Below are 12,304 nucleotides of genomic sequence, written 5' to 3'. Positions count from 1 at the left end.
AAAAGGAGACACGCCATGAGCTGGAACCCCGCCCTCGACCCGCATTGCCCCGGTGGGCGACGACATCGACGCGATCGAGACGGTGATCGTGCCGCGCGCGCGCGATCTGGGCGGCTTCGCGGTGCGCCGCGCGTTGCCGGCCCCCCGGCGGCAGATGGTCGGGCCTTTCATCTTCTTCGACCAGATGGGCCCGGCCGAGTTCCTGACCGGCGAAGGCATCGACGTGCGCCCGCATCCGCACTTCGGTCTCGCAACTGTGACCTATCTGCACAAGGGCGCAATCCATCACCGCGATTCGCTGGGCACGGACCAGTGGATCAGGCCGGGGGCTGTGAACCTGATGGTCTCGGGCCACGGCATCACCCATTCGGAACGCATGGACGAGGCAGAGCGGCAGGCACCGCACAGTCTGCTGGGCATCCAGACCTGGGTGGCCTTGCCGGCCGGGGCCGAAGACGGCCCTGCCAGCTTTCGCCATGCGGGCAAGGACGAATTGCCGGTGCTGGACGGTGAAGGCAAATCGGTGCGCGTGATCCTGGGCGAGGTCTATGGCGCGTCGGCCCCGGTCGAGACGACATCGGAGATGTTCTATGCCGACGCGGTCCTGATCGCAGGGGCCGCCATTCCCCTACCGGACAACCACGAGGATCGCGGGGTCTACGTGCTGGAAGGATCGGTGACGGTCGCCGGGCAGGATTTCGACGCAGGCCGCATGATGGTCTTTCGACCGGGTGACCGGATCAGCCTGACGGCCGGGCCGCAGGGCGCGCGGCTGATGTTGCTGGGCGGGGCCACGCTGGAAGGGCCGCGTCGTATCTGGTGGAATTTCGTGGCCTCCAGCAAGGAACGGATCGAGGAGGCGAAGGAGGCCTGGCGGCGCGGTGACTGGGCGAACGGCCGCTTTCGCCTGCCGCCCGGCGATGATGCGGAACATATTCCGCTGCCGTGACGGTTTTTGCGCGCGCCCCGCTTGACGGGGCTGGGGGGCTTGCATAGAAGCGCGACACGTTCGGTGCAGACGCCGGACGGGTCAAGGGCGGTTGTAGCTCAGTTGGTTAGAGTACCGGCCTGTCACGCCGGGGGTCGCGGGTTCGAGCCCCGTCAACCGCGCCATTGACCCCGAAGATGTCTGCCACGTCGTTGAAATGCGCGGTTGTAGCTCAGTTGGTTAGAGTACCGGCCTGTCACGCCGGGGGTCGCGGGTTCGAGCCCCGTCAACCGCGCCATTTCACCATCTTTTCCTGATCTGACCGTTCGATCCGATTTTTCGAGAGAAATCGGAGGGGGACCAGCCCCCCCGGCCGCGGTGCGGACTCCCCCGATATTTTTGACACCCGAAGAGGATGCGGCGCGGCGCGGAACGCCGGGCCGCGCGTTTGTCAGGCGGTCATCGCGTGCAGGATGCGGGCCCAACTGCGTGTGCCCTTGTGGAAGGACGACAGGTCGTATTTCTCGTTCGGGGAATGGATCTGGTCGCCGTCCTTGCCGAAGCCGATCAGCATCGCGTCCATGTCGAGATACTGCTTGAAGTAGGCCGCGATCGGGATCGAGCCGCCGCAGCCGACATAGGCAGCGGCATTGGGCCATTCGTCGGACAGGGCACGGCGGGCCTGATCGAAGGCGGGGTGGGTCGTGGACATCTGGCCGGCGGCAGAGGCACCGTGGCCGTGGAATTCGACCCGGCAATCGGCAGGGATCATGTCGGTGACCATTTGGCGAAAGCTGTTGCGGATCGCGTGGGGGTCCTGTGTGCCGACAAGGCGAAAGCTGATCTTGGCACGGGCCTGCGCGGGCAGGACCGTCTTGAAGCCGTCGCCGGTGTAGCCGGCGGTCATGCCGTTGACCTCGCAGGTGGGGCGGGACCAGATCATTTCCAGAGGGCGACGGCCCTGTTCGCCGGCGGGCAGTTTCAGGCCGACTTCGCCCAGAAACTTCTCGGCGTCGAAGTGCAGGTCGTCCCAGGCGGCGGCCAGTTCGTTCGAAAGCTCTGGCACGCCGTCGTAGAAGCCTGGCACGGTGATGCGGCCGGTGTCATCGTGCAGGCTGGCGATGACGCGGGCCAGCACGCGGGCGGGGTTCATGGCGATGCCGCCATACATGCCTGAATGCAGGTCCTTGGAAGGGCCGTGTATGGTGATTTCCTCGCCCAGCAGGCCGCGCAGTTGCGTGATGATGGCGGGGGTGCTGTCACCGTAGAGGCCGGTGTCGCAGATCAGCGCGATGTCGGCGCGCAGGATGTCGGCGTTGTCCTGAAGGAAGGGGATGAGCGAGGGGGAGCCGGATTCCTCCTCTCCCTCGCAGAAGATGGTGATGTTGGCGGGCAGGGTGCCGTGGACGGCCTTCCACGCGCGGCACGCCTCGAGAAAGGTCATGAGCTGGCCCTTGTCATCGGAAGCGCCGCGGCCGCGGATGACGCGGCCCTTGTCCGTATCCTCGACCTGTGGATCGAAGGGGTCACGGTCCCACAGGTCCAGCGGATCGACGGGCTGCACGTCGTAATGGCCGTAGAACAGGATGTTGGGGCCTGTGCCGCCGGAATGGGCGACGACCATCGGGTGACCCGGGGTCGGGTGTTTGCGGGCATCGAACCCCAGGGATTGCAGATCGTCGACCAGCCAGTCGGCGGCGCGGTCGCAATCGGCCTTGTAGGCGCGGTCGGTCGAGATCGACGGGATGCGCAGAAGATCGAGCAGGCGGTCGGTGGCGGCGTCGAGGTCGGCGTCGATCCGGTCCAGGACGGGGGCGAGGGTGGTGTCGGTCATGGGGTCATTGCCTTGAAGGATGAGGTTCGTTCAAGACTCTGCGTCTTTGCGAGCGAGGTCAAGGCGAGCGACGCGCGGGGGCGGTGCGATGCCCTGCCGCCGTTTGACCTGGATCAACGTCCGGGGTGCGTTTCTGCAATACGCAGGTGACAACTGGTCGCGTGTTGAACGAATCCTCATCACTCTATATGCAAGATCACATCAAGATGCGTCTGAGCCCGCTGGTTGCCGAACGTGTCGCACTTTCGAAAGGACAACCGGTGAACTACGACGCAGCCCTCGGAACAGCCATTCAACGTCTGCACGACGAGGGACGTTATCGCACCTTCATCGATATCGAACGCACGCGCGGCCAGTATCCCCATGCGGTCTGGAACAAGCCCGACGGGTCGCAGACCCCGGTGACGGTGTGGTGCGGCAACGATTATCTGGGCATGGGTCAGCACCCAGCCGTTCTTGCGGCTATGCACGAGGCGCTGGAGGCCACCGGTGCCGGTTCGGGCGGCACACGCAACATTTCCGGCACCACCGTCTATCACAAACGGCTGGAGGCGGAACTGGCCGACCTGCACCGCAAGGAAGCGGCGTTGCTGTTCACCTCCGCCTACATCGCCAACGACGCGACGCTGAGCACGCTGCCGAAGCTGTTTCCGGGGCTGATCATCTATTCCGACGCGCTGAACCACGCCAGCATGATCGAAGGCGTGCGGCGCAATGGCGGGCAGAAGCGCATCTTTCGCCATAACGACGTGGCGCATCTGCGCGAATTGCTGGCGGCCGACGATGCGGAGATCCCAAAGCTGATCGCCTTCGAATCGATCTATTCGATGGACGGCGACTTCGGCCCCATCGAGGCGATCTGCGATCTGGCCGAGGAATTCGGCGCACTGACCTATATCGACGAGGTGCATGCGGTCGGCATGTACGGCCCGCGCGGGGCTGGTGTGGCAGAGCGTGACGGCTTGATGGGGCGGATCGACATCATCAACGGAACCTTGGCCAAGGCTTACGGCGTCATGGGCGGCTATATCGCGGCAAGCGCGCGGATGTGTGACGCCGTGCGGTCCTATGCACCGGGGTTCATCTTCACGACCTCGTTGCCGCCGGCGGTCGCTGCCGGGGCCGCAGCCAGCGTGAGGCATCTGAAGACCGACCAGGCCCTGCGCGACAGCCACCAGACGCAAGCGAAGATCCTGAAGCTGCGGCTGAAGGGGCTGGGCCTGCCGATCATCGACCACGGCAGCCACATCGTGCCACTGATGGTCGGCGATCCCAAGCATACCAAGCTGATGTCGGACATGCTGCTGGACCAGTTCGGAATCTACGTCCAGCCGATCAACTTTCCCACCGTCCCGCGCGGCACCGAACGGCTGCGGTTCACGCCGTCGCCGGTGCATGGTCCGCGCGAGATGGACAGCCTCGTGGCGGCGCTGGACGACCTCTGGTCGCACTGTGCGCTGAATCGCGCCGAATTGGCTGGCTGACCTTTCTGCATGTGCATCACACGTTACCGTGTGCTAGATGTAGTAGTAATAAGTCTTTAATTCATGATTCGACTATCATTGAACCATGATCTAGATTGAAACCGGGGCAGGCACACGGCGGAACGACGATGATCGTAAAAGGCTTTCGACGCGCAAAGGCGGTTGATGACGTTGAGACCAAGGGTTTCGACGCCTTTGACATGCGCTTGGGTGACATGATGCGCGGCGAGCGGGCGACCATGGGCAAGAGCCTGTTGGACGTCCAGCGCGAATTGAAGATCAAGGCCGCCTACATCGCCGCCATCGAGAACGCCGACCCCTCTGCCTTTGATACGCCGGGTTTCATCGCAGGCTATGTGCGGTCCTATGCCCGCTATCTGCAGATGGACCCCGATTCCGCGTTCGAGACGTTCTGCCGCGAAAGCGGCTTCAGCACGGCGCATGGCATGTCCGCCGCCGCGTCGTCGACCAAACCTGCCCGCTTCGACGCTCAGCGCAGTCCGATGGGGAAGGACATCTTTTCGGCCTCGGCGACGCCGTTCATCCCGCGGGGCGAGGCGATGTTTTCCGGGATCGAGCCCGGTGCCGTCGGATCGCTGCTGGTGCTGGTCGCACTGATCGGCGGGATCGGCTATGGCGGCTGGACCGTCTTGCAAGAGGTGCAGAAGGTCCGTCTCGCCCCGGTGGATCAGACGCCGGTGGTGCTGTCCGACCTCGACCCGCTGGCCGGTGCGGCGCAGATCGCGAACGCGGGAGATGCCGCGCCGGATTTCGCATCCCCCACACCCGAGGCGCTGGATCGTCTCTACCGTCCGCAAGCGCTGGACGTGCCGGTGCTGGTGGCACGGGATGCCCCGATCTCGACCCTGCTGCCTGGAACGTCCGGCACGCTGGACCTGACCGGCGTGGATTACGCCCTGCGTCAGGCGCTGATCGAGACGCCGCAGGCCTCGCCGCTGCCCGATGACGTGGCACCGATGACGGTCGCGTCGGCCATCCAGGTCAGCGAAGGTCCGGTGCCCGATGTTCAGATTGTCGCTGTGCGACCGGCCTGGGTGCGTGTGCGGTCCGCCGACGATTCGATCATCTTCGAAGGCATCATGGACGCCGGCGACACCTTTGCCCTGCCGCCGACCGAGGAACCCGCGACCCTGCGCGTCGGCGAAAGCGGCGCTGTCTATTTTGCGGTGAACGGCCAGCATTACGGGCCTGCCGGCCCGAACGGTCAGGTGACGTCGAACCTTGCGCTGTCGGTCGACAATCTGACGCAGACCTATGACGTGGCCGACCTGAACAGCGACGGCGATCTGCGCGCGATCGTGAACGTGGCCGAGGTCGTGGTTCCCGAATAACGACTGCGCGGGCGGTTGCTGGTGTCGTTGCAAAGTCTTAGGTTGCAGTAAATCCCTGTTCCGAAAGACTGTCATGTCGCAGCTTCATTCCATCCGTCCCTGGCGCCAGATCGACCGCCGCAAGAGCCGTCAGATCATGGTCGGCAACGTGCCCGTGGGTGGCGACGCGCCGATCACGGTGCAGACCATGACCAACACGCTGACGACCGACGTGAAGGCGACCATCGCACAAATTCAGGCGGCCGTGGATGCGGGCTGCGACATCGTCCGCGTCTCGGTGCCGGATGAAGCCTCGGCACGGGCGCTGAAGCTGATCGTGCCAGAGGTCAGCGTGCCGATCGTGGCCGACATCCATTTTCATTACAAACGCGGAATCGAGGCGGCAGAGGCGGGTGCGGCCTGCCTGCGGATCAACCCCGGCAACATCGGCGACGAAAAGCGGGTCAAGGAAGTCATCAAGGCGGCGCGGGACAACAATTGCTCGATCCGTATCGGCGTGAACGCCGGATCGCTGGAACGGCATCTGCTGGACAAATACGGCGAACCGACGCCGGACGCGATGGTCGAAAGCGGCATGGATCACATCAAGATCCTGCAGGACAACGATTTTCATGAATTCAAGATCAGCTGCAAGGCCTCTGACGTGTTCATGGCCGCCAGTGCCTATCAGAAACTGGCAGAGCTGACAGACGCGCCGATCCACCTTGGCATCACCGAGGCGGGCGGCCTCACCACCGGCACGATCAAGTCGGCCATCGGGTTGGGCAACCTGCTGTGGATGGGCATCGGCGACACGATCCGCGTCAGCCTGTCCGCCGATCCGGTGCAGGAGGTGAAGGTCGGTTACGAAATCCTCAAGAGCCTGGGCCTGCGGCACCGGGGCGTCAACATCATCTCTTGCCCGTCCTGCGCGCGGCAGGGGTTCGACGTCATCAAGACGGTCGAGGCGCTGGAGGCGCGGCTGGAGCATATCAAGACACCGATGAGCCTGTCGATCATCGGCTGCGTCGTGAACGGTCCCGGCGAGGCGTTGATGACCGACGTGGGCTTTACCGGGGGCGGCAACGGGTCCGGCATGGTCTATCTGGCGGGCAAGCAAAGCCACAAGCTGGGCAATGACGCAATGATCGACCACATCGTCGAACAGGTCGAACGCAAGGCGGCGGAACTGGATGCGGCGGAGGTCGCACGGGCGGCCGAATGACACTCGCGCGGAGGGTCAGGTCCGTGATGACCGCGCGCTTGACCTTCCTCGATTTCAACCGTCACTGGACCCATGACATCGGGCCGCTCAAGCAGGTCGATTCCTTCGGCGGTTCCAATACCACGCTGCGGGTCGGAGTCGTCGCTGTCGTGATCTATGTGCTGCTGAACCAGCAGGCACCGGTTGCGTTGGCCCGCGACTTTACGCTCTACGCCGGATTGACCATCCTGCAGACCATCGTCGTGACGCGGCTGCCTGTGGTCATCGGGCGTCGGGGGGCGACGCTGCTGTTCCTGACCTGCTTCGGCATCGGGATGGCATGGACGGTCGGTCTGCTACATCTGTGGATGCAGGAGGATGAGATCCTGCGCATGATGGGCCTGCTGGGGTTGCTGTGGTGGCTGATCCACGCGGTGACGGCCCGCCGCAACGATTCCGTCATGATGGCCGCAACCCTGTTGGCCATGTCGGTCGCCCTCTCGGCCTTGCCTCTGGTATCCTGGCTTGTGCTGGGCGATCCGCGCGAGGCGTTGCTGCTGTCAGTGACGAACCTCGGCGGCTTTTTTTCGTTCTACGTGACAGGTATCCGCGATGTGCGCATCATGCGCCGGTCGTTGCTTCAAGCGCAGACCTTGGCGTTCGAGCAGTCCAAGACCGAAGCCCTGGGCCGGCTGACCGGCGGGGTGGCGCATGATTTCAACAATCTGCTCACGGTGATTTCCGGCAATGTGGAGTTGATGCGCCACATCGATGACCCGGTCGAACGCGTGACCCTGCTGGAAGAGGCGGCGGCCGCAGCGACGCGGGCTGCAATTGTGACGGCGCAGTTGCTGGCCTATTCCAGACGCGCACCGATGCACCCGACGCGGGTCGTCGTGGACGAGAGTCTGGCCGAGCTGGATATGCTGCTGAAGCGTCTGCTGTCCGCGCGGATCGCGTATCGCACTGTGTTGCATTCGCCCTCGCCGTTGTTGCAGGTCGACAAGAGCCAGTTCGACACGGTCCTTCTGAACCTTGTGATCAACGCGCGGGATGCGATGCCGTCGGGCGGGAACATCACCCTGCGCGCCATGCCGGAACACGTCACGGGTCCGGTGTATCGTACCTCTGCCGGTGTCCTGTCCGAGGGTGTGTATCTGCGGATCGAGGTCGATGACGACGGCCTCGGCATGTCGCCGGAGGTGCTTGCGCGGGTCTTCGAGCCTTATTTCACCACCAAGCCCAAGGGGCAGGGCACGGGAATGGGTCTTTCGATGGCGTTCGGGTTTGCGGCGCAAAGCGGGGGGCTGCTGACCCTTCAATCGGCAGAGGGTCTGGGCACAATTGCGACTTTGCTGCTGCCTGCGGCAGAGGTGGCGGCGGCCTGACCGGCAGTATGCCACACGGGGAGCGGTCTGACCCGGCCCCCGTGCGAATTTTTGGATCAGGTCGGCATGACGTCGTCGCCATACCAGTTGGCGATGATGACCTCGACATCCTCTCCGACCAATGCGGCGAACTCTTCGGGGTTCTGGGTGCCGCCGTCCTGGCCGCGATAATGGTAGGGATAGACGTAGCTCGGCATGAAGTCGGCCACGGCCGAGGCGGCGGCCTCCTTGTCCATCGTGAAGGGCAAGTTCATGCACAGGAATGCCACGTCGATGTTTTCGAGGGCGCGCATTTCGGGCGTGTCTTCGGTATCGCCCGAAATGTAGACGCGCAGCCCATCGAAGGTCAGCACATAGCCGTTGTCGCGGCCCTGCGGGTGAAACTGCGCGCGGTCGGCGGTGGTGTTGTAGGCGGGGACGGCGTCGATGCCCATGCCGTTGTAATCGGCGGTCGCACCGTTCGCCATCTCGCTCGCCTTGGCCTTCATGTCTTCTGAAAGCATGGCATAGACGGCGGGGTTCGCGATGATCTGCGTGTTTTCGCCCACGAGGGCAGCGAGCGTGTCGGCATTGTAGTGGTCGCCATGTTCATGGGTGATCAGGATCAGGTCCGGCGTGCCGTGATCGGCGTAAAGCGCCGCATCGCCGACCGGATCGACGAAAATCGTGCCAACGGGCGTCGTCAGAACGATGGACGCATGTTCGATCGGATGGACCGTTACATCACCCGCGTTGGTGGCGAAGGTGTTGGCGGCATGGGCCTCGGCCATCGCGGCAAAGGGCAGCAGTGTGACTGCGCTCGCAGCGGCGGCGGAGGTGGCAAGGAAATGGCGGCGCGTGGTCGACATGGGTCTCTCCCGTTCTGGATCACTTCGGAATTGATCTAGCGCAGGGCGGCACGGCGGCCAGTCAAGGTCGACCCCTCACGGAAATGTCAGCCGCGCAACTGATCGATGATCTGCTTCAACTGGTCTTCGGGGACATAGCCGCGCACCATCTGGTTCTGCACCACGAAGGTCGGCGTGCCGGAAATGTCCAGCGCCTGACCCAGTTCGCGGTTCGCCGTGATGCGGCGCATCACCTCGGGATCGTCGAGCCTTGCCAAAATCGCATCGCCGTCGATGTCGAGCGTTTCGGCGAGTTGGCGCAGCGTGTCGGTCGTGATCTCTCCGTTGTAGGCCATCAAGGTGTCGTGGACCGCCTTGTAGGCATCGTCGCCGGCGACGATCTGGGTCGCGATGGCGAATTGAGAACCAAGCACCGACTGTTCGCCAAGGATCGGGAACTCCTTGACGATGAAGCGGATGTTGCCGTCCGTGGCGAGGAGGCTTTCGACTTCGGCGAAGGCCTTCTTGCAGTAGCCGCAGCGGTAATCCATGAACTCGACGACGGTGATGTCGCCGTCGGGGTTGCCGCCGACCCAGGAAAAGCCGTCGTTCGTCAGCGCATCGTTCTGGGCTGCGACCATCGCCTGATCGGCTTCGACGGCCGCCGCCTCTTCACGCTGTTGCAGGATGCCGACGGCTTCCATGATGACCTCGGGGTTGTCCAGCAGGTAGGCCCGCACGCGTTCGCCGAAGGCCGCGTCATCCGCAGCCGATTGCGCCAGCGCGGGCAGGGCGGCGGAGAGGCAAAATGCGGTGGCGGTCAGGGTGCGGAACATCGGGTCACTTTCACGTTTGGTTGCGCCGATCATGCGCAGATCGGGGCCTGCGTGCCAAGGTGTGGCGGCAGGGGAGGTTGACGCACCCCTGCCGGGACAGGCACAAGTTGCCCAAAAGCAGTAAGGGCAGACCATGCGCAGCTCAACCCGGGGAGACGTCGATCCCTTCATCGTGATGGATGTGATGGAGGCTGCCCGCGTGGCCGAGGCGGCAGGCCGATCGATCATCCACATGGAGGTGGGCCAGCCCGGCACCGGTGCCCCGCAGGCGGCGCTTGACGCGCTGCGCGACGATCTTTCGGAGCCGCTGGGCTATACCGTGGGGCTGGGCTTGCCAGAGTTGCGGCGCAGGATCGCGCAGCATTACGGCGACGTCTATGACGTGGACCTCGACCCCGGACGGGTCGTCATCACGGCGGGCGCGTCAGGGGCATTCGTGCTGGCATTTTCGGCATTGTTCGACAATGGCGAACGGGTCGGGCTGGGGTTGCCCTGCTATCCGAGCTACCGCCAGATCCTGCGGGCCGTGGGTCTGCAACCGGTCGAGATCGAGACGCAGGCACGTGGACGCTTTCAGCCGCAGCCGCAGGACGTGGCGGCGCACGATCTGGCGGGGCTGATCGTCGCGTCTCCGGCCAATCCGACGGGCACCATGCTGAACGCCGGAGAGTTGATGGCGCTGGCGGATGCCTGCGACGCGACGGGGGCGGCATTGATCAGCGACGAGATCTATCACGGGATCGGCTATGGCACCCGCGCGGTTTCGGCGCTGGAAGTGACGCAGGATGCCTATGTCATCAACAGCTTCTCCAAGTATTTCAGCATGACAGGCTGGCGGTGCGGCTGGATGGTCGTGCCCGAGGATCACGTTCGCCGGCTGGAGCGGCTGGCGCAGAACCTGTTCATCTGCCCTTCCCACGCCAGCCAGCGGCTGGCACTGCATGCGATGGACTGTCGTGACGTGCTGGATGCGAACCTGGCCGTCTATCAGGCGAACCGGACGTTGCTGCTGGACGGTCTGGCCAGCGCGGGGTTTGAGACGATGGCACCCCCCGACGGCGCGTTCTACATCTATGCGGACGTGTCGCGACATACCGACGACAGCCGCGTCCTTGCCGCCGACATTCTGGACAAGGCCGGGGTCGCAGTGACGCCGGGGCTGGATTTCGACCCCATCGCGGGACACCGGTGGCTGCGCTTTTCCTATGCAGGTCGCACGGTGGACATGGCCGAGGGGCTGGAGCGCCTGCGGCGCTACATGGCGGACCGGGCATGATCCGGGCGCTGGTGCTGTGCCTGGCCTTGGCCGGGCCTGCCGCGGCGCAGGACTTTTCCGCGCTGGCACGGATCGACCCGGCAACCAGTGCCATCACCGACGACGGCGAGGGTCTGCGTGTGGTGCTGTCCCTCAGCCAGACGGTGCCTTACCGCGTATTCACGCTGACCGATCCGATGCGGGTGATCGTGGACTTCCGCGAGGTCGATTTCAGCGGCCTGATCCCCGAGGATGTGTGGCAGGCCGGCATCGCGGCAGAGGTGACCTTTGGTCCGCTGCGGCCTGGCTGGTCGCGGCTGGCGATCACGCTGGCAAAGCCGATGCAGGTCGCCCAGGCCGGGCTGGACGTGATTGCCACGTCCGGGGCGGCCCGGTTGACCTTGCGGCTGGACCCCGTCGATGCGGCGGGTTTTGCGGCACTGGCGGGGCCACCCGAAGCGCCCGTCATGCCCGACGCCAGCCTTGCGGCCCCAGCCCCCCGCTCGGGTCCGCTGGTCGTGGCAATCGACCCCGGTCACGGCGGCATCGATCCCGGTGCCACGCGCGGCACGGTGCTGGAGGCGGACCTGATGCTGCAGCTGGGGATCGAACTGGCGGACGCGATCAACCGGGGCGGCATCATGCGGGCGGTGCTGACGCGCGACAGCGACATCTTCGTGTCGCTGGAGGATCGCATGACCATTGCACGCGCAGCCGGGGCGGAGGCGATGCTGTCATTGCACGCGGATGCGCTGGACGGTGACGACGTGACGCGCGGCGCATCGACCTACACGCTGAATGCCGAGGGTCAGGACCGCGCGGCGCAGCGCATGGCGGAACGGCACGAGCGGGGCGATCTGTTGGCGGGCCTCGATCTGACGGGACAGGATGACCGGGTCGCCACGGTCCTGATGGAGATGGCGCGGGTCGAGACGGGACCGGCGGCGACCCGGCTGGCGGATGCACTGATCGCGGGGTTGCGCGCCACCGGCGCCGAGGTCAACAGTCGCCCCCGGCGCGAAGGGCGGCTGGCGGTACTGAACGCCGCCGACTTCCCCTCTGTCCTGCTGGAGGCCGGGTTCCTGTCGAGTGCGGCGGACCGGGCTGCCTTGTCCTCGGCGAAAGGCAGGGCAGTCATCGTGAACGGCATCGTGCTGGCCTTGCAGGACTGGGCGGCGGCGGAAGCTGCGCGGGCGCCGCTGAAACGGCACTAGGCG

Annotated in this window: 9 protein-coding genes, 2 tRNA genes and 1 pseudogene; 9 read left to right on the top strand and 3 right to left on the bottom strand. The window is 64.9% G+C overall.

The features are described 5' to 3' along the window. Positions 1-15: 15 nt before the first annotated feature. The 3 genes and pseudogenes from ACOI1H_RS07250 to ACOI1H_RS07240 all read left to right on the top strand — a co-directional run bounded on the left by ACOI1H_RS07250 (position 16) and on the right by ACOI1H_RS07240 (position 1,226). Positions 16-949: pseudogene (locus tag ACOI1H_RS07250) on the top strand (pirin family protein). An 87-nt stretch (positions 950-1,036) separates the two neighbouring features. Continuing rightward, positions 1,037-1,113 (top strand) — tRNA-Asp (locus tag ACOI1H_RS07245). Between the two features lie 36 nt (positions 1,114-1,149). Then, a tRNA-Asp gene (locus ACOI1H_RS07240) sits at positions 1,150-1,226 on the top strand. A 153-nt stretch (positions 1,227-1,379) separates the two neighbouring features. Here ACOI1H_RS07240 and ACOI1H_RS07235 read toward each other — a convergent pair. Beyond that, a complete protein-coding gene (locus ACOI1H_RS07235; protein WP_422436244.1) occupies positions 1,380-2,762 on the bottom strand; it encodes a M20/M25/M40 family metallo-hydrolase in 1,383 nt (460 codons plus the stop codon). Positions 2,763-3,022: 260 nt separating this feature from the next. On the opposite strand from ACOI1H_RS07235, the gene hemA reads away from it, so the two are divergent. The 4 genes from hemA (at position 3,023) to ACOI1H_RS07215 (ending at position 8,169) form a co-directional block, all read left to right on the top strand. Continuing rightward, a complete protein-coding gene (gene hemA / locus ACOI1H_RS07230; RefSeq protein ID WP_422436243.1) occupies positions 3,023-4,246 on the top strand; it encodes a 5-aminolevulinate synthase in 1,224 nt (407 codons plus the stop codon). Between the two features lie 128 nt (positions 4,247-4,374). Beyond that, the gene (locus ACOI1H_RS07225; protein WP_422436241.1) at positions 4,375-5,598 is read left to right on the top strand and encodes a helix-turn-helix domain-containing protein; all 1,224 of its coding nucleotides are present in this window, start codon (positions 4,375-4,377) and stop codon (positions 5,596-5,598) included. Positions 5,599-5,671: 73 nt separating this feature from the next. Continuing rightward, entirely contained in the window at positions 5,672-6,802 is a 1,131-nt protein-coding gene (gene ispG / locus ACOI1H_RS07220; protein ID WP_422436239.1) for a flavodoxin-dependent (E)-4-hydroxy-3-methylbut-2-enyl-diphosphate synthase, read from the top strand. A gap of 26 nt (positions 6,803-6,828) precedes the next feature. Continuing rightward, positions 6,829-8,169, top strand: coding sequence for a sensor histidine kinase (locus ACOI1H_RS07215; RefSeq protein WP_422436313.1), 1,341 nt, complete (start codon positions 6,829-6,831; stop codon positions 8,167-8,169). A 56-nt stretch (positions 8,170-8,225) separates the two neighbouring features. On the opposite strand, the gene ACOI1H_RS07210 is transcribed toward ACOI1H_RS07215, so the two are convergent. Next, entirely contained in the window at positions 8,226-9,017 is a 792-nt protein-coding gene (locus ACOI1H_RS07210; protein ID WP_422436237.1) for an MBL fold metallo-hydrolase, read from the bottom strand. Positions 9,018-9,103: 86 nt separating this feature from the next. Beyond that, positions 9,104-9,832 carry a DsbA family protein gene (locus ACOI1H_RS07205; protein WP_422436236.1) on the bottom strand — a complete coding sequence of 243 codons (729 nt, stop codon included), beginning with the start codon at positions 9,830-9,832 and terminating at the stop codon, positions 9,104-9,106. A 133-nt stretch (positions 9,833-9,965) separates the two neighbouring features. Between ACOI1H_RS07205 and ACOI1H_RS07200 the strand changes: the two genes are divergently transcribed. Further along, entirely contained in the window at positions 9,966-11,108 is a 1,143-nt protein-coding gene (locus ACOI1H_RS07200) for a pyridoxal phosphate-dependent aminotransferase (protein WP_422436234.1), read from the top strand. Continuing rightward, a complete protein-coding gene (locus ACOI1H_RS07195; protein WP_422436233.1) occupies positions 11,105-12,301 on the top strand; it encodes an N-acetylmuramoyl-L-alanine amidase in 1,197 nt (398 codons plus the stop codon). Before ACOI1H_RS07200 ends, ACOI1H_RS07195 begins: the two co-directional genes overlap by 4 nt. The last annotated feature ends 3 nt before the right edge of the window (positions 12,302-12,304 follow it).

It is taken from the genome of Loktanella sp. DJP18 (assembly GCF_049310965.1).
Taxonomy (GTDB): Bacteria; Pseudomonadota; Alphaproteobacteria; order Rhodobacterales; family Rhodobacteraceae; genus Loktanella.
Note: the sequence above shows the minus strand (reverse complement) of the source record. Positions and strands in the feature narration are given on the sequence as shown.